The following is a 16,096-nucleotide window of genomic DNA, read 5'->3' as shown; positions in this document are numbered from 1 at the left end:
ATGACAACTTCGGTGGACCGCACCGACACGCTCACCCGTGACGCCCTCGCCGTGCTGCAGCCCGGCTTCGTCGGCACCACGGCCCCCGATTGGCTGCTGCGCAGGATCGGCGAAGGGCTCTCCTCCGTCGGGCTGTTCGGCCGCAACATCGCCTCGCCCGCCCAGCTCAGGGCCCTCACGGCCCGGTTGCGGGCGGAGCGCGAGGACGTCCTCGTCGCGATCGACGAGGAGGGTGGCGACGTCACGCGGCTGGAGGTCGGCACCGGCTCCTCCTTCCCCGGCAACTACGCGCTCGGGTCGGTGGACGACGTCGAGCTGACCGGGGCGGTGGCCGCGGAGCTCGGCCGCCGGCTCGCCATGTGCGGGGTGGACCTCAACTGGGCTCCGTCGGCCGATGTCAACTCAAATTCAGACAATCCGGTCATCGGGGTGCGTTCCTTCGGGTCCGACCCCGCCCTGGTGGCCCGGCACACCGCCGCGTATGTCCGCGGTCTCCAGTCCGCGGGAGTCGCTGCATGTACCAAGCACTTCCCGGGACATGGTGACACGGCCGTCGACTCGCACCACGCCCTGCCGCGGATCGATGTGGAGTTGGCCACTTTGCACTCCCGTGAGCTGCAGCCTTTCCGGGCGGCCGTCTCGGCGGGTTCCAAGTCCGTCATGAGCGCGCATATCCTGCTACCCGCGCTCGACCCGGATCGCCCGGCGACCCTGAGCCCGCAGATCCTCACCGGACTGCTGCGCCGGGAGCTGGGCTACGACGGACTGATCGTCACCGACGGCATGGAGATGCAGGCCATCTCCGCGGTCCACGGAATCGAGCGCGGCAGTGTCCTCGCGATCGCCGCCGGTGCCGACGCGATCTGTGTCGGCGGCGGCCTGGCCGACGAGGACACCGTGCTGCGGCTGCGCGACGCGCTGGTCACCGCGGTGCGCAAGGGCGAGCTGCCCGAGGAACGACTGGCCGACGCGGCCGCGCGGGTGCGCGCGCTCGCGGACTGGACCAGGGGGGCCAGGGGGGCGGCATCGGAGCCGGGCGCGGCTTCACAGGAGGGGACCGCGCCCGGCGCCGAGATCGGTCTGACGGCCGCGCGCCGGGCCGTGCGCGTCACGGTGGGGGACCGTCCCCGCGAACCGCTGACCACCGCGCCGTACGTCGCCGCGTTCACGCCCGTGGCCAACATCGCCGTCGGTGACGAGACCCCGTGGGGCGTCGCGGCGGAACTCGCCCGCCTGCTTCCCGGTACGGAGACCGGCACGTACGCGGACGCCGCCGTCGACGACGTCCTCACGGCGGCCGGCGGCCGGCGCATCGTGGCGGTCGTCCGCGACGCCCACCGCCACCCGTGGATGTCGCAGTCCCTCGACGCCCTCGTCGCCGCCCGCCCCGACACGATCGTCGTGGAGATGGGGCTCAACGCCGCCCCTCCCCGGGGGGCCCTCCATGTGGCCACCCACGGCGCGGCCCGGGTCTGCGGGATCGCGGCTGCGGAGGCCGTCACCGCCGGCTGAGGACCTGCGTCCGGCCGCCCCGCGGGGTGTGTCCGGCGGTCGCGCGGAGCGGTGCACCGTGCCCCGTCCGCCCGCCGGACCCGAGGGCCCGGACGCCCCGGCGACCGGACACCGGAGGAGGGCGGCCGCACACCGGCCGTCGAGCCCGGTCGCGAGGACGGCGATGCCGGGCCGCCCGTCGATCGGGCCGCCCGGCATCGCCGTGCGTGCGCGCGGTGGCCGAAGGCCGGTGTGCGGCCGGGCCCGCCCCGGCCCCGCGCTACAGCCCCTGCCAGGCAGGCTTGTTCGCATACGTGTGGCGGAAGTAGTCCGCCAGTTTCAGCTTAGACGCCGCGGCCTCGTCGACCACCACCGTCGCGTGCGGGTGCAGCTGCAGTGCCGAGGCGGGGCACACGGCCGCGACGGGGCCCTCCACGCACGTCGCGACCGCCTCGGCCTTGCCCTCACCGGTGGCCAGCAGCACCAGGTGCCGTGCGTCGAGGATCGTCCCGATGCCCTGGGTGATGACGTGGTGCGGCACCTGCTCGATGTCGCCGTCGAAGAAGCGCGCGTTGTCCACGCGCGTCTGCTCGGTCAGCGTCTTGATCCTCGTTCGCGAGGCGAGTGAGGAGCAGGGCTCGTTGAAGCCGATGTGCCCGTCCGTGCCGATCCCCAGCAACTGCAGGTCGACACCGCCCGCCTCCCTCAGCGCCGCGTCGTACGCCGCACAGGCGGCCTGTACGTCGTCCGCGCCGCCGTCCGGGCCCATGAACGCGTCCGGGCTCAGTCCGAGCGGCTCCACGACCTCGCGCAGCACCACGGAGCGGTACGACTCGGGGTGCCCGGCGGGCAGCCCCACGTACTCGTCGAGCTGCGCTATCCGGGCCCGGGAGACGTCCACTGCCCCGGCCCGGACCTCAGCGGCCAGCGCCTCGTACACGGGCAGCGGTGTCGACCCCGTGGCCACCCCGAGCAGGGCGTCGGGCTTGCGGCGGAGCAGTTCCGCGATGCTCCGTGCGACGAGTTCCCCGCCTGCCTTGGCGTCCTTGACGATGACAACTTCCACGCTGGGCCCGCCGATCGTTTGAAAGGTCATGTGGTATAGACCAATCTAGCAGAACGGGGTGACGCCCCGGTGAATCCCGGCCGGCGGGAGTGCGCTTCCCCGTGGTCGACCGGCCCCGGACGGCACACGAGCGCCCGGCTGTCACCTCCTGCGGCCACGGACACCCCACCGCCGAGGAGGCGGCCCCGAGGCCGGTGGAGGCGAGCCGCACCCCCGCCCTCTCCCGTTCGGGCGCCGGTCCGCCGCACGGCCCGCTCCCATGGTCGACGACATCCCCCCGGTGGTGGCCGCGGTGACGGACGGCCGTGGCGGGGAGGCGCTGCGACCGGTGCTCGACCGGTTGCGCGGCCTCGGCGCCGACCTCTTCGCCGTCGGGCCGAAGCCGCAGGGCGAGGCGGCCGCGGCGGGCTTCGCGCCGCGCGCCGCGGGCGTGGCGGAGGAGGTCCGGCCGATCCTGGAGACCCTTCCGCTCCGGTCGCCGGCCACGAGGTGGTCGTCGCCCCCCGCAGGCCCTGGCCGAGGTCACCGAGACCCGCTGACGTGTGCTTCCGGGGGTCCGGGCCGCCGCCGGTCCGCGCACCGGGGGTTCCCGGCCGCGCTCAGGCCCCTGAAAGACCCGCGGGCCGCGGCGCCGGGACGGGACCCTCAACCCGTCCGGCACCGCAGCCCGGAGTAGCCCGGCCGGCGGGTGTGCGGTCCCGGTCGGCCGTGTGGAGGCCCGCGGCGCAGTCAGGGCAGAAAGCGCCGGGTCCTCGGTCCACCCTCCTGTGCGGGGAGGGCGGAGGTCTTCTGTTGTCCACCGTCCGGATCGCATTCCGCACGATGGTGCCATTGTGGACTAGACCATTCTGCCCTGTCCATCCGTCTGCGCACACACTCTTCCGGGCCCATCCTCCCCTACGGAGGCCCGTCCCGTCAGGTTCTCACCAAAGGTACGCTCACAACGTGCCCTCCATGAACGACCTCGTACGCCAGCACACCGCTCTGAGCGAGTCCGACCTCGAGTGGTTGCACCTGCTGGTCTCGGAGTGGCAACTGCTCTCCGACCTCTCCTTCGCGGACCTCGTCCTCTGGGTCCCCACCCTGGACGGCACACGGTACGTCTCCGTCGCCCAGATGCGGCCGAACACGGGACCCACCTCCTACCAGGACGACATGGTCGGCCACCTGGTTCCCCGGGGCCGCCGTCCGCTGCTCGACGCCGCGCTCGACGAGGGGCGCATCGTGCGCGAGGGCGATCCGGAGTGGCGCGAGGAGGTCCCGGTACGGGTCGAGTCGATCCCGGTCCGGCGCGACGGCCGGGTCCTCGGAGTGATCGCGCGCAACACCAACCTCCTGACGGTCCGCACCCCGAGCCGGCTCGAGCTGACCTATCTGCAGTCCGCCTCCGACCTCGCCCAGATGATCGCCGCCGGTGCGTTCCCCTTCCCCGAACAGCAGGTCGACATGGACGCCTCGCCGCGCGCGGGCGACGGGCTGATCCGCCTCGACGCCGACGGTGTCGTCCAGTACGCGTCCCCGAACGCTCTTTCCGCGTACCACCGGCTCGGCCTCGCGGCCGATCTGGTCGGGCAGCACCTGGGCCAGATCACGGCCGAACTCGCGCCGTCCCGGGGCCCCGTGGACGAGGCCCTGGTCAAGCTCGCCAGCGGCTACGCGCCCCGGGAGGCCGAGGTGGAGGGCAACGGGGGAGTCATCCAGCTCCGTGCCATCCCGCTGAAGCCCAAGGGCAGCCGCATCGGCTCCCTCGTACTGCTTCGCGACGTCACCGAACTCCGTCGCCGCGAACGCGAGTTGATCACCAAGGACGCCACCATCCGGGAGATCCACCACCGGGTGAAGAACAACCTCCAGACGGTCGCGGCGCTGCTGCGCCTCCAGGCCCGGCGGATGGACTCCGTGCGCGGCCGGGAGGCCCTCAACGAGGCGGTCCGGCGCGTCGGCTCCATCGCCATCGTCCACGAGACGCTGTCCCAGAACCTGGACGAGAGGGTCGAGTTCGACGAGATCGCCGACCGGGTGCTCGCCATGGTGGCGGAGATCTCGCCCGGCAAGGTCGAGTGCAGGCGCAGCGGCCGCTGCGGAATCCTCGACGCCGAGGTCGCCACGCCGCTCTCCATGGTCCTCACCGAAGTGCTGCAGAACGCTCTGGAGCACGCCTTCGCCCCGGGGGAGCACGGCACGGTCGAGGTGTCGGCGGCGCGCGGTGGTCCCCGCTCGGCCGAGCGGCTGCTGATCACGGTGGAGGACGACGGCCGGGGGCTGCCTGCGGACTTCGACCCGCAGACGGCGGGCAACCTGGGACTCCAGATCGTCAGGACCCTCGTGGAGGGGGAGCTGGGCGGCACCTTCGACATGAAGCCCGCCACCGGGCGGGGGACCCGGGTCGTCCTCGACATTCCCGTGCGGAGTCAGAAGTAGGGGCGTGCCGCCCGACGGCTCCGCCACGCCGCCGTGCCGATTCCGCGGCCGGGACGGGGCGCGGGCCGCCGGCCCCGTTCCCCCCGGGCACAGCAGCGAGCCCCGGACCGTTCGTGATGGTCCGGGGCTCGAAAGCTTCGGGATACTGCTGCGCGCTGCGGCTCGGGGGCGGTGAATGCGTACTCGCCGTACGCGCCGCCGGGCTCAGGCTGTTAGCAGGGGGCCGTCAGGCGCTCGCGTTGCGCGCCCGGTTGCGGGCGGCGCGGCGCTTCATCGCGCGGCGCTCGTCCTCGCTGAGGCCACCCCAGACGCCGGAGTCCTGGCCGGACTCGAGCGCCCACTGCAGGCACTGCTCCATGACGGGGCAGCGACGGCAGACGGCCTTGGCTTCCTCGATCTGCAGCAGCGCAGGACCGGTGTTGCCGATGGGGAAGAACAGCTCGGGGTCTTCCTCGCGGCAAACGGCGTTGTGACGCCAGTCCATGGCTGCTACCTCTCTTGGTATTACGTGCAGGTTGCTTGTGAATGTGAACGCTTTCACGAATCCCCCCGCAAGTGAAGAGCCGACGCCCAGATGAACTGGTTGTGGTCCAGGTTGAGGAGGGGTTCTGGCTTTCCGTGGAGGCCGGTCCTGCGGGCCGTCCCGATCGCCATGTAGAGATTCGCAAACCTCGGCGGCGGATACAACCCCTTCCGGAAAGTTTTTTTTGATTCCTCGGTGTCGACTAGGTCACAGCCGTACTTCCATGGGGTGGACCCGCGCCTAAACGTTCGAGTGGAAGGACTTTTGCCCCTTCCGCTCACACAATCACACGCAGTGCACGGCGTACGCCTGTGAACGTCACGCTGCTGCGCAGCCCGAGGTGGTCGCCGTCCATCTGGAAGGGCAGTGCCACCTTCGAATGCAAGGTGAAGTCCGTGAGGTCGTGAAAAGAGGCCACGTGCTTGCCGCGCGGGCCGCGATCCGGGGTCGAGGTGAGCAACTGGGTCGCGTAGCGGGCCAGGGCGGCGGTCGACAGCCGGCTCAGGCCGAGCACGTCCAGGGCACTGTCGAAGGACGCGGCCGGAGCGGCGTACACCGGACGGTTCCCCAGGTAGGTCCAGGGAGAGGTGTTGCAGACGATGGACAGCACCAGATTGCGCACGGGGTCCGCCCCGGGGCGTTCCAGGGTGATCGCGCCGCTGCGGCGGTGCGGGTCGGCGAGAAACTGCCGTGCCGCCTGACGTATGTAGAGCGAGTGCGTGGAGATTCGGCCGCGCTCCCGCTGCTGCTCGACCCGGCCGACGACCCCGGCGTCGAATCCGAAACCGGCACAGAACGTGAACCAGCGCGGCGGAACGCCTTCGTCCGGAGTGTCCGGCGTACCGGCCGCTATGCCGAGGCCCACCGTGCGCCCGCTGCCCGTCTCCAGGGCGTCCAGGATCGCCCCGGTGGCCTCCACGGCGTCGTTCGGCAGCCCGAGGGCGCGGGCGAATACGTTCGTGGAGCCGCCCGGGACGACGGCGAGGCGCGGCAGGGCGTCCGGGGCCGGGCCCGCGTGCAGCAGTCCGTTCACGACCTCGTTGACCGTGCCGTCGCCGCCCAGGGCCACGACCAGGTCGATGTCGTCGGAGTCTGCGGCGCGGCGGCCGAGGTCGCGGGCGTGACCGCGGTACTCGGTGGTGACGGCCTCCAGCTTCATCTCGCTCGCGAGGGCGTGGATGAGCACGTCACGGGTGCGGGCACTGGTGGTGGTTGCCGCCGGGTTGACCACGAGGAGTGCGCGCATGGCCGCCAGCGTACCTACCAAGGGGTACCCGGCCCAGCCCGGGGCGAACGGCCCCCGGTGCCGCCCGAACCGCGGGGCGCACCGGACCCGGGGCTACCCTGCAGGGGTGAGCAGTGCTGAGCAGACCCCTGAGACCGTCCCCGGCGCACCCGCGAAGCGGCCCGGCCGGCTGACCGCGGCGGCCGCCCTGTGCGGGCTGGAGGCCCTGGCCCTGTTCGCCGGAGGCCTCTACATGCTGGTCTCGGGCCTGACCGGAGCCCCGGAGAGCACGTCCCAGGCCGAGACGGGCGGAGTGACGCTGGTCGCACTGGGCGTCATCCCCCTGCTCGCGGCGCGCGGACTGCTGCTCGGGCGCGGCTGGAGCCGTGGGCCCGCGATCATCACCCAGATCATGGCGCTGCCGGTGGCCTGGACCCTGCTCCGTTCCTCGGGCGGGCTGATCCCCGCGGGCATCGTGCTGGCCTTCGTGGCGGTCACCTCGCTGGTGCTGCTGCTCGACCCGCGCACGACGGAGGCGCTGGGCATCCGCGGCCGCGCATAGCCTCCCGCGGCCGGGGCAGACGTACGTACGTCCGGAACCGCCGGAGGGTCACTCCTCGACCAGGAGCTTCTCGCGGAGCTGTGCGAGCGTGCGGGCCAGGAGGCGGGAGACGTGCATCTGGGAGATGCCGACCTCCTGCGCGATCTGCGACTGGGTCATGTTGCCGAAGAAGCGAAGGAGCAGAATCCGCTTCTCTCGGGGCGGCAGGTCCTCCAGCAGCGGCTTCAGCGACTCGCGGTACTCGACGCCCTCCAGGGCCTCGTCCTCGGCGCCCAGGGTGTCAGCGACCGCCGGGGACTCGTCGTCGGTGTCCGGGACGTCCAGGGAGAGCGTCGAGTACGCGTTGGCGGACTCCAGGCCCTCCAGGACCTCCTCCTCGGAGATGCCGAGGCGCTCGGCGAGCTCGTGGACCGTGGGGGAGCGGCCGTGCTGCTGGGACAGCTCCGCCGTCGCCGTGGTCAGTGCGAGCCGCAGCTCCTGCAGCCGCCGCGGCACCCGCACCGCCCAGCCCTTGTCGCGGAAGTGCCGCTTGATCTCGCCGACGACGGTCGGCGTCGCGTACGTCGAGAACTCGACGCCCCGGTCGGGGTCGAACCGGTCCACGGACTTGATCAGCCCGATCGTCGCGACCTGGGTCAGGTCGTCGAGCGGCTCCCCGCGGTTGCGGAAGCGGCGGGCCAGGTGCTCCACCAGGGGCAGGTGCATCCGCACCAGCTGGTTCCGGAGCTCGGCGCGCTCGGGGGAACCCTCGGGAAGTCCGCGCAGCGCGATGAACATCGAGCGCGCCTCGCTCCGGTCGTTCGGAGCGTGGTGCCCGTGTTCCTTGAGGTCGTGCTCGTGCTCGCTCATGGCCGCCCTCTGCCAGTGCTTCGCCTGGGAGGTACCCCCAGCCTGCTTCTGCTCCGCCGCGGCCGGGAGGCCGTCACGCTCGTCCACCGGGTGCGGCCTGGCCTGCTGCTCCGGGATGCCCGCCGGCGCGCCGCCCGGCTCCGCGGGAGCCGTGCGACCGCCGTTCGGCGTTCCGGGAATCCGCTCCTCGTCGCGCACCGGACCGTCCCCGTCCCTCACGCCGGCCCGGGTCCCGCGCCGCGCTGTTTGTACAGGCTGATGGAGACCGTCCGGTCCTCCGCCACGGAGGAGTCGACCTTGCCGGCCAGTGCCGAGAGCACCGTCCAGGCGAAGGTGTCGCGCTCCGGGGCGCGACCGTCGGTCGTCGGGGCCGAGACCGTGACCTCCAGGGAATCGTCGACGAGCCGGAAGACGCAGCTGAGGACGGATCCGGGGACGGCCTGCTGCAGCAGGATCGCGCAGGCCTCGTCGACCGCGATGCGCAGGTCCTCGATCTCGTCGAGCGTGAAGTCCAAGCGCGCCGCGAGGCCGGCCGTGGCCGTACGCAGCACGGACAGGTAGGCACCCGCAGCGGGCAGCCGGACTTCCACGAAGTCCTGAGTCCCGGGCTCGCCTGCGATCTGGGACACCCTCACCTCCAAGGTGGCACAAGGTCGATCGAGGCCCCGGGAGGGCGGTCCCGGAGCCGAGTACTGCGCGTCGGTGCGCAGCCAGTACCTCGACTGGCGACGCTATCGCGATCCATGGTGCGGTGTCGCCGGGACCCCTACCCGACTCCGTCACTCATGGTAAGCCCATGAGTACGCACAGTGGCTAGTGCTCGGCGGTCCTCAATTGCGAGAAATCGGCGGAGCTTTGACGTACCCAGACGTCAGACGATCGAACCGTCCGGAAAGCACCATCGCCAGCTCTCTCCGTGCTCCAGGGTACGCATCACCGGATGTCCCTCCTGCTCGGAGTGGTGCGACGAGTGCCGGCCCGGCGACGAGTCGCAGCATCCCACGTGCCCGCACGTCAGGCAGAGCCGCAGCTGTACCGGGTGCGTCCCCGCCGTTCGGCACCCGAGGCACGTGTCGCTGAGGGGCGCGGGTTCGGGGCGCGGCAGGTCGAGAACATGCGGGCACTCGCTCATGATGGCCAGGTTACGACGTGGGTGAGCGGGTGAGGGGCGGATCATGGAGGCTTTGTCGGTGGTGGCGCTGGTCGCGGCGAGCGCCGCGATCGCGGGGATCGCCCGCAGGACGGTGGTGCCCGCGCCCCTGCTGCTCGTCGCCGTCGGCCTGGTCGCCTCGTACGTGCCGGGCGTTCCCGAGTACACGCTGGACCCGCACATCGTCCTGCCGCTGATCCTGCCGCCGCTGCTGCACATCGCGGCCATCGACAGCTCGTACCTCGACCTGCGGGCCAACATCAGGCCGATCGCCCTGCTGTCCGTCGGCTACACCCTCTTCGCCACCCTCGTCGTGGGGTGGGTGGCGCACCTGGTGATCCCCGGCCTTCCGTTGACCGCGGCGCTGGTGCTGGGCGCCGTGGTGGCCCCGCCGGACGCGGTGGCGGCGACCGCGGTCGCCCGCAAGCTCCGGCTGCCCGGCCGGATCACCACGGTCCTCCAGGGCGAGTCCCTGGTCAACGACGCCACCGCCATCACCGCGTACCGGGTGGCGCTGGCGGCGGCCGTCGGCGAGGGCATCACCTGGGGGGAGGGCGTCCTGATGTTCCTCGTCGCGGCGGCCGGCGGCGTCGGCGTCGGCATGGTGCTGATGGTGCCGATCCACTGGCTGCGGACCCACCTCAGGGAGCCCCTGCTGCAGAACACCCTGTCCCTGCTGATCCCCTTCGTCGCCTACGCCGCCGCGGAGCACGTCCACGCCTCCGGCGTGCTGGCCGTCGTGGTCGTCGCCCTCTTCCTGGGGCACCGGTCCTGGCAGGTCGACTTCGCCACCAGGCTCCAGGAGGAGGCGGTCTGGCGGATGGTCGCCTTCATCCTCGAGTCGGCCGTCTTCGCGCTGATCGGACTGCAACTGGCGCACGTGGTGCGCAAGCTCGGCTCGTTCTCGCTCCAGGAGGCCGCCTGGTACGCCGTGGTCGTCTTCGTCGTCGTGGTCGTGTCCCGCTTCGTCTGGGTCTTCCCCGGGACCTTCGTCCCGCGCATACTGTCCAGGCGCATCAGGGATCGCGAGCCCGGGGTGGACTGGCGGACCCCGGTGATCGTCGGCTGGGCCGGCATGCGGGGCGTGGTGTCCCTGGCGATCGCCTTCTCCATCCCGCTCCTGACGGCGGACGGGGAGCCCTTCCCGGCGCGCAACCTGATCCTCTTCCTCACCTTCACCACGGTGATCGGCACCCTGGTCGTGCAGGGGCTCAGCCTGCCGCCGCTGATCCGCCTCCTGAGGCTCCCGGAGCGCGACCCGCGGAGCGTCACCCTGGCCGAGGCGCAGGCGCAGAGCGAGGCGTCCCGCGCCGCGGAGCAGCGACTGGAGGAGCTCGTCGCGGATCCGGTCAACGCCCTTCCGGAGCCGCTGCTCGACCGGCTGCGCACGGTCCTGGAACGCCGCAGGAACTCGCCCTGGGAACGGCTCGGGGCGGTCAACCCCGCCACGGGCGAGTCCGCGGACGACACCTACCGCCGCCTCACCCGTGAGGTGATCCAGTCCGAGCGCGAGGTGTTCGTGCGGCTGCGTGACGAACGGCGGATCGACGACGAGATGATGCGGGCGCTGCTGCGGCGGCTGGACCTCGAGGAGGCGGCCGCCTACCGTGAGGCCGTCGACTGAGGCCGGCCGGTGATCACCGCGGCAACGGTGGTGCCGGGCGGGAAGGCGCCCTCGCCGGCGAGGGTGACAAGTCCGTAGAGCATTTTGGCGACATAGAGACGCTCCACGGGCAGTCCATGACGTTCTTCGAAATCCTGCGCGAAGGCGTCGAGGGCGGGCGGGACGCGCGCGTAGCCGCCGAAGTGGAACCGCTCGTCGAGCGACCAGTCGCCGACCGGTCCGCCGAACGCCTCCTCCTGGAGGGTGCCCGTCCGCTCGCCGAGGAAGCCCCCCTTGAGCACGGGGAATCCGAGTGCCCGCGCTCCGTCCCCGAGTCCTGCGGCGAGCCCCGCGAGGGTCCCGCCCGTCCCGCACGCCACGGCGGCCACATCGGCCGCGCCGCGGAGTTCGCGGCCGAGCACCGTGCAGCCCCGCGCCGCGAGGGCGTTGCTGCCGCCCTCGGGGACGACCCAGCACCGCTCCGGCCCCCCGAAGCGTTCCAGGAGCCCCCCGAGCACCTCGGGATCGGACGCGCGGCGGTACGTGGCACGGTCCACGAAGTGCAGCCGCATACCGTCGGCGGCGCAGGCGGTCAGTGACGCGTTGAGGGGCTTCCCGGCGAGCTCGTCGCCCCGGACGACGCCGACCGTGGGGAAGCCGAGCAGCCGCCCGGCGGCGGCCGTGGCGCGCAGGTGGTTGGAGTACGCGCCGCCGAAGGTGAGCACGGTGCGGCCCGCTGCCTCGCGTACGTTCGGCGCCAGCTTGCGCCACTTGTTGCCGGGCAGGTCCGGATGGATGAGATCGTCCCGTTTGAGCAGCAGGCGCACCCCGTGCCGCGCGAAGCGCTCGTCCTCCACCGGTTCCAGCGGGGAGGGCAGCCGGGGCCGGAGGGCGGCGAGGTCGAACACGTTCACCCCGCCATTCTCGCCGCCCCTGCACGGCAGGTTCACCCCGCCGTGGCCGGCGGGGCGGTCCGGTTCACGCGGACCGCGTCACTTGAGCCGTTCGGTGATCCGGGCGCGCATGGCGTTCATCGTGAAGCCCCGCGGGTCGATCTTCCCCGGCTGCCACTCCAGGTGCCCGATCACCGACCGGGCGTTCCACCCGTGGCGCCGGCAGACGGCGGCGGCCGCCTTCTCGATGGCCGCCAGCTGGACCGCCGGCCAGGGGTCAGCGCCGTCGCCGAGGTTCTCGCACTCGAATCCGTAGAAGTGCCGGTTCCCGTCCGTGTTCGCCTCGTCGTCGGGAGGGAGTGCCTTCTCGGCGATGACGGCGCGCAGCACGTCGTCGTCGCCGAGTCCCGCGTGGTTGGCCCTGCCGTAGCCGACCAGGTGGACCTTGCCGTCCTTGGCGATGACGCCGTGGCACAGCGGACCGGGCAGGCCCGCGTAGCCGTCACGGCAGATGCGGACGGTGTCCGCGGTGCCCCTGGTGGCGGTGTGATGGATCATCACGCCGTGCACGGGCCCCCAGGGGCCTTTGTGGTTGCGGTTGTGGGTGCGCCAGGCACCGACCTGGACGACCGTCAGTCCCTCGTCGCGCAGTGCGTCGAGGAAGCTGTCCGCGGACATGGGTGGGGCCATGGCCGACTCCTTCACGGCTGGAAGTGCTCGTGTGCCGCTTCTACCCCAACCCCGGTGACCAGGCGATCCGTTCGAACGCTGTGCGAGCCGATCCGGCCAGTGCGCCGATCGGGCGGAAAACGCACGCCATGCCCGCGCGCATCCCGCTCTAGTCCCACTCATTTGTGTAATGGCGCATCCACGCAGCGTGCTGGAAGGCTCTTCGTCGCAGGTCAACCCATGATTGCGAAGGAGTCCCATGTCGGTTGGTTCGGTTGGTGACGAGGTGCGTGAGGGCGGCCAGGACGCGGCACTGCCACAGCAGAGTCTCGGTACGGCCGCCGCGCGGAACCTGGCGACCACCACCAAGTCGGCGCCCCAGATGCAGGAGATCACCTCCCGGTGGCTGCTGCGGATGCTGCCCTGGGTCCAGGTGCAGGGCGGTACGTACCGGGTGAACCGTCGGCTCAGCTACTCGGTGGGCGACGGGCGCGTCACCTTCGTCCAGACGGGCAGTCAGGTCGAGGTCATCCCGGCCGAGCTCGGCGAGCTGCCGCCCCTGCGGGGGTACGACGACGGGGCCGTGCTGCGCGAACTGGCCCAGCGCTGCCGGCAGGTGCGGTTCGCACCGGGCGACGTACTGGCGACGAAGGGCGAGGCGGCGGACCGGGTGTTCCTCCTCGCGCACGGCCGGGTGGAGCAGATCGCCACCGGTCCCTACGGCGACGAGGCCGTGCTCGGAGTCCTCGCCGACGGCTCGTACTTCGGTGACAGGTCGCTGGTCGACGGCGACGCCGTCTGGGAGTTCACCGCCCGGGCCGGCACCGCGTGCGTCGCGCTGGAGCTCACCCGGCAGGACGTGCTGATCCTCGCGGACCGCGCCGAATCCCTCGCAGGCCATCTCCAGTCCGTGGCGTCGATCCCCCACCAGCGGACCAACAAGTACGGGGAGGCCGCCATCGACCTCTCCGCCGGTCACGTCGGCGAGGCCGTCGTCCCGCACACGTACGTCGACTACGAGGCCGCCCCCCGCGAGTACGAACTGAGCGTCGCCCAGACCGTGCTGAAGGTCCACAGCCGGGTCGCGGACCTCTACAACCAGCCGATGAACCAGACCGAGCAGCAGTTGCGGCTGACGGTCGAGGCGCTGCGCGAGCGCCAGGAGGACGAGCTCGTCAACAACAAGCAGTTCGGGCTCCTGGCCAACTGCGACTATGGTCAGAGGTTGCAGCCCCACGACGGAGTGCCGGGGCCGGACGACATGGACGAGCTGCTGTCCCGGCGGCGCGGCTCCAAGCTCTTCCTCGCCCACCCCAGGGCCATCGCCGCCTTCGGCCGGGAGTGCAGCAGGCGGGGCGTCTACCCGGACACCGTCGACATCGGGGGGAGCCGCATCCCCGCCTGGCGCGGTGTACCGATCTTCCCGTGCAACAAGATCCCGATCTCGGACGCCCGGACCACCTCGATCATCTGCATGCGTACGGGCGAGGAGGACCAAGGGGTGGTCGGTCTGCACCAGACCGGCATCCCCGACGAGATCGAACCCAGCCTCTCCGTCCGCTTCATGGGCATCGACGAGCAGGCGATCATCTCCTACCTGGTCACGGCCTACTACTCGGCGGCGGTCCTGGTGCCGGACGCCCTCGGCGTGCTGGAGAACGTCGAGGTGAGCCGCTGGCGCTGACGCCCTCAGCCGCTCGTCCGGCGCCGATCCGGCGGGGCGGCCCGGCGCCGCCCCGCCCCACCCCCTTCAGCAGAGGACGTGACCGTGACCATGACCAGTCCGGACGCCGCCGCCACCGACGCCCATGAGGCGGCGCGGCTCCTGGAGCGCACCCGCAGTGCCGTCGACCCCCGGCTCCGGGACACCGTCGAGTCCCTTCCCGGGGCCATGCGCCGGGTCGCGATGTACCACTTCGGCTGGGAACACGCCGACGGCACGCCGGCGGCCGGGGCGGCGGGCAAGGCGATCCGGCCCGCCCTGGTGCTCGCCGCCGCCCGGGCACTCGGCGGGGAGCCGCAGCAGGCGGTGCGCGCGGCCGCGGCCGTCGAACTGGCGCACAACTTCACCCTGCTCCACGACGACGTGATCGACGAGGACGCGACCCGCAGGCACCGGCCCACCGCCTGGACGGTGTTCGGCACCCCGGACGCCATCGTCGCGGGTGACGCCATGCTGGCCCTGGCGCTGCGGCTGCTCGCGGAGGACCGGCACCCGGCCGCGGCGGGGGCCTCGGCCCGGCTCGCTGCCTGTGTGATCGAGCTCTGCGCCGGCCAGCAGGCCGACTGCGCCTTCGAGCACCGCGGGCCGAGGGAGGTCTCGCTGGACGAATGCCTCGCCATGGCGACGGCCAAGACCGGGGCGCTGCTGGGCTGTGCCTGTGCTCTCGGCGCGCTGTACGCGGGGGCGGGGGAGGAGGAGATCGCCGCGATGGACGCCTTCGGGCGGGAGGCGGGGCTGGCCTTCCAGCTGATCGACGACCTCATCGGCATCTGGGGCGACCCGGACCGCACGGGCAAGCCCGCCGGCGCCGATCTGGCCGCGCACAAGAAGTCCTTGCCGGTGGTGGCCGCGCTCGGCTCGGGCACCGAGGCGGGGGCGGAGCTCGCCGAACTGTACGCCGGGCCGATGGACGCCGGGGCGGTCGCCCGGGCGGCCGACGCGGTGGAGCGGGCCGGCGGCCGGGACTGGGCGCAACTGCAGGCGGCGGACCGGATGGCCCGGGCCGTGCAGCAGCTGTCCCGTGCGGTGCCGGACCTCAAGGCGGCGGGGGACCTGCTCTCCCTGGCGGAGTTCGTCACGCGCCGCAGCCGCTGAGCGCGGGCGGCCGTGCGCGACACCGTCGGCAACTCTAGTATCGCAGCGGCCGGTTGACGATCGCGGAGAGGTGGCCCGGGCATGGGCGTACGGATACGGCAGGCGGGGGAGCGGGACCGCGGCACGGTGGTGCGGCTGCTCGACGAGGCGTTCATGCACGACCCGGTCAGCAGCTGGGTCTTCCCCGACGAGGCCCACCGCCGCCGGGTGCACGGGGTCTTCCTCGGGGTCTTCCTCGACATCGCCCTCGCCGAGGGGCGGGTCGACATGACCGAGGACGGAACCGCCGCCGCGCTCTGGCTCCAGGTTCCCGCGGAGGCGCCCGAGGAGGAGGACGACACCCCCGCCCGGATGCGGGAGATCGCCGATCCCGGCAACGAGCGGGCCGAACTCGTCGGCCGGCTGACCGGTGCCGTCCATCCGCAGGGCAGGGCGCACGAGTATCTGCTGCTGGTCGCCGTCTCCCCGGACCGGCAGGGCGAAGGGCTCGGCACGGCCCTGCTCGCGCCCGCCCTGGAGCGGTGCGACAGGGAGGGGCTGCCCGCCTATCTGGAGGCGAGCAGTGCCCGCAGCACCCGTCTCTACGAGCGGCTCGGCTTCGCTCTCACGGACCGCACCGTCCGGCTGCCCGACGGCCCGCTGATGTGGCCCATGTGGCGGGAGCCCGCCGCGCCGGGGCCCGGGGGCGCGAGTCGGGTCTCCGCTCTGTAGACGTCGGGGCCGCGGGCGCGGGGGGGGGGGCCGCCCCCGCCCCCCCCGCCGCCCGCCGCCCCCCCCGGGGGGGGGGGCCGGCCGCGGGGGGGGCCGCCCCCGGCGGCGCGCGGGC

Annotated in this window: 15 protein-coding genes and 1 pseudogene; 8 read left to right on the top strand and 8 right to left on the bottom strand. The window is 72.5% G+C overall.

Going from position 1 to position 16,096, the window contains the following annotated elements; translation table 11 throughout:
- Complete coding sequence (locus AB0J10_RS29150) at window positions 1–1,512, top strand: glycoside hydrolase family 3 protein (RefSeq protein ID WP_363065629.1); 1,512 nt, start codon at window positions 1–3, stop codon at window positions 1,510–1,512.
- Between the two features lie 259 nt (window positions 1,513–1,771).
- Here AB0J10_RS29150 and nagB read toward each other — a convergent pair whose 3' ends face one another.
- Window positions 1,772–2,557 (bottom strand): glucosamine-6-phosphate deaminase, encoded by a 786-nt coding sequence (gene nagB / locus AB0J10_RS29145; RefSeq protein WP_363065627.1) that lies wholly within the window; start codon window positions 2,555–2,557, stop codon window positions 1,772–1,774.
- Between the two features lie 110 nt (window positions 2,558–2,667).
- On the opposite strand from nagB, the pseudogene AB0J10_RS29140 reads away from it, so the two are divergent.
- Both AB0J10_RS29140 and AB0J10_RS29135 read left to right on the top strand, forming a co-directional pair.
- Window positions 2,668–3,096, top strand: a pseudogene (locus tag AB0J10_RS29140) (glucosamine-6-phosphate deaminase); the annotation flags it as partial.
- Window positions 3,097–3,511: 415 nt separating this feature from the next.
- The gene (locus tag AB0J10_RS29135; protein ID WP_363065728.1) at window positions 3,512–4,978 is read left to right on the top strand and encodes a PAS domain-containing sensor histidine kinase; all 1,467 of its coding nucleotides are present in this window, start codon (window positions 3,512–3,514) and stop codon (window positions 4,976–4,978) included.
- 226 nt (window positions 4,979–5,204) lie between these two features.
- Here AB0J10_RS29135 and AB0J10_RS29130 read toward each other — a convergent pair whose 3' ends face one another.
- Both AB0J10_RS29130 and AB0J10_RS29125 read right to left on the bottom strand, forming a co-directional pair.
- Window positions 5,205–5,462, bottom strand: a complete 258-nt coding sequence (locus AB0J10_RS29130; protein ID WP_003953983.1) for a WhiB family transcriptional regulator — start codon at window positions 5,460–5,462, stop codon at window positions 5,205–5,207.
- 316 nt (window positions 5,463–5,778) lie between these two features.
- Window positions 5,779–6,747, bottom strand: a complete 969-nt coding sequence (locus AB0J10_RS29125) for a diacylglycerol kinase family protein (protein ID WP_363065625.1) — start codon at window positions 6,745–6,747, stop codon at window positions 5,779–5,781.
- Between the two features lie 106 nt (window positions 6,748–6,853).
- On the opposite strand from AB0J10_RS29125, the gene AB0J10_RS29120 reads away from it, so the two are divergent.
- Complete coding sequence (locus AB0J10_RS29120; protein WP_363065623.1) at window positions 6,854–7,288, top strand: hypothetical protein; 435 nt, start codon at window positions 6,854–6,856, stop codon at window positions 7,286–7,288.
- A gap of 48 nt (window positions 7,289–7,336) precedes the next feature.
- Here AB0J10_RS29120 and AB0J10_RS29115 read toward each other — a convergent pair whose 3' ends face one another.
- The 3 genes from AB0J10_RS29115 to AB0J10_RS29105 form a co-directional block, all read right to left on the bottom strand.
- The gene (locus AB0J10_RS29115; protein ID WP_234043078.1) at window positions 7,337–8,317 is read right to left on the bottom strand and encodes an RNA polymerase sigma factor SigF; all 981 of its coding nucleotides are present in this window, start codon (window positions 8,315–8,317) and stop codon (window positions 7,337–7,339) included.
- 35 nt (window positions 8,318–8,352) lie between these two features.
- Window positions 8,353–8,766: an anti-sigma regulatory factor gene (locus AB0J10_RS29110; protein ID WP_138053254.1), complete on the bottom strand. Its 414-nt coding sequence runs from the start codon at window positions 8,764–8,766 to the stop codon at window positions 8,353–8,355.
- A gap of 242 nt (window positions 8,767–9,008) precedes the next feature.
- Complete coding sequence (locus AB0J10_RS29105) at window positions 9,009–9,269, bottom strand: UBP-type zinc finger domain-containing protein (protein WP_363065621.1); 261 nt, start codon at window positions 9,267–9,269, stop codon at window positions 9,009–9,011.
- A gap of 43 nt (window positions 9,270–9,312) precedes the next feature.
- Here AB0J10_RS29105 and AB0J10_RS29100 point away from each other — a divergent pair, with 43 nt between their 5' ends.
- Window positions 9,313–10,911 (top strand): Na+/H+ antiporter, encoded by a 1,599-nt coding sequence (locus tag AB0J10_RS29100; protein ID WP_363065619.1) that lies wholly within the window; start codon window positions 9,313–9,315, stop codon window positions 10,909–10,911.
- On the opposite strand, the gene AB0J10_RS29095 is transcribed toward AB0J10_RS29100, so the two are convergent.
- Together AB0J10_RS29095 and AB0J10_RS29090 are read right to left on the bottom strand one after the other, a co-directional pair.
- Window positions 10,890–11,804, bottom strand: a complete 915-nt coding sequence (locus AB0J10_RS29095; protein WP_363065617.1) for a pyridoxal-phosphate dependent enzyme — start codon at window positions 11,802–11,804, stop codon at window positions 10,890–10,892. The two genes, AB0J10_RS29100 and AB0J10_RS29095, sit on opposite strands and share 22 nt — an antisense overlap.
- A 78-nt stretch (window positions 11,805–11,882) precedes the next feature.
- Complete coding sequence (locus tag AB0J10_RS29090; protein ID WP_363065615.1) at window positions 11,883–12,473, bottom strand: N-acetylmuramoyl-L-alanine amidase; 591 nt, start codon at window positions 12,471–12,473, stop codon at window positions 11,883–11,885.
- Between the two features lie 238 nt (window positions 12,474–12,711).
- Between AB0J10_RS29090 and AB0J10_RS29085 the strand changes: the two genes are divergently transcribed.
- The 3 genes from AB0J10_RS29085 to AB0J10_RS29075 all read left to right on the top strand — a co-directional run bounded on the left by AB0J10_RS29085 (window position 12,712) and on the right by AB0J10_RS29075 (window position 15,981).
- The gene (locus AB0J10_RS29085; RefSeq protein ID WP_363065613.1) at window positions 12,712–14,136 is read left to right on the top strand and encodes a family 2B encapsulin nanocompartment shell protein; all 1,425 of its coding nucleotides are present in this window, start codon (window positions 12,712–12,714) and stop codon (window positions 14,134–14,136) included.
- Between the two features lie 90 nt (window positions 14,137–14,226).
- Window positions 14,227–15,270 carry a family 2 encapsulin nanocompartment cargo protein polyprenyl transferase gene (locus AB0J10_RS29080; RefSeq protein ID WP_363065725.1) on the top strand — a complete coding sequence of 348 codons (1,044 nt, stop codon included), beginning with the start codon at window positions 14,227–14,229 and terminating at the stop codon, window positions 15,268–15,270.
- Between the two features lie 81 nt (window positions 15,271–15,351).
- A complete protein-coding gene (locus AB0J10_RS29075) occupies window positions 15,352–15,981 on the top strand; it encodes a GNAT family N-acetyltransferase (RefSeq protein WP_363065611.1) in 630 nt (209 codons plus the stop codon).
- Window positions 15,982–16,096: the final 115 nt, after the last annotated feature.

Origin of the sequence: Streptomyces sp. NPDC049887, assembly GCF_040656535.1 — a bacterium.
Lineage (GTDB): Bacteria > Actinomycetota > Actinomycetes > Streptomycetales > Streptomycetaceae > Streptomyces.
This window is presented reverse-complemented; position numbering and strand designations above follow the sequence as displayed.

What these genes read in the sequence shown, in the direction of transcription:
- AB0J10_RS29150 (WP_363065629.1), top strand. Translation starts at nt 1, where the DNA reads ATGACAACTTCGGTGGACCGCACCGACACGCTCACCCGTGACGCCCTC.
- AB0J10_RS29135 (WP_363065728.1), top strand. Translation starts at nt 3,512, where the DNA reads ATGAACGACCTCGTACGCCAGCACACCGCTCTGAGCGAGTCCGACCTC.
- AB0J10_RS29130 (WP_003953983.1), bottom strand. Translation starts at nt 5,462, where the DNA reads ATGGACTGGCGTCACAACGCCGTTTGCCGCGAGGAAGACCCCGAGCTG.
- AB0J10_RS29125 (WP_363065625.1), bottom strand. Translation starts at nt 6,747, where the DNA reads ATGCGCGCACTCCTCGTGGTCAACCCGGCGGCAACCACCACCAGTGCC.
- AB0J10_RS29105 (WP_363065621.1), bottom strand. Translation starts at nt 9,269, where the DNA reads ATGAGCGAGTGCCCGCATGTTCTCGACCTGCCGCGCCCCGAACCCGCG.
- AB0J10_RS29100 (WP_363065619.1), top strand. Translation starts at nt 9,313, where the DNA reads ATGGAGGCTTTGTCGGTGGTGGCGCTGGTCGCGGCGAGCGCCGCGATC.
- AB0J10_RS29090 (WP_363065615.1), bottom strand. Translation starts at nt 12,473, where the DNA reads ATGGCCCCACCCATGTCCGCGGACAGCTTCCTCGACGCACTGCGCGAC.
- AB0J10_RS29085 (WP_363065613.1), top strand. Translation starts at nt 12,712, where the DNA reads ATGTCGGTTGGTTCGGTTGGTGACGAGGTGCGTGAGGGCGGCCAGGAC.
- AB0J10_RS29080 (WP_363065725.1), top strand. Translation starts at nt 14,227, where the DNA reads ATGACCAGTCCGGACGCCGCCGCCACCGACGCCCATGAGGCGGCGCGG.
- AB0J10_RS29075 (WP_363065611.1), top strand. Translation starts at nt 15,352, where the DNA reads ATGGGCGTACGGATACGGCAGGCGGGGGAGCGGGACCGCGGCACGGTG.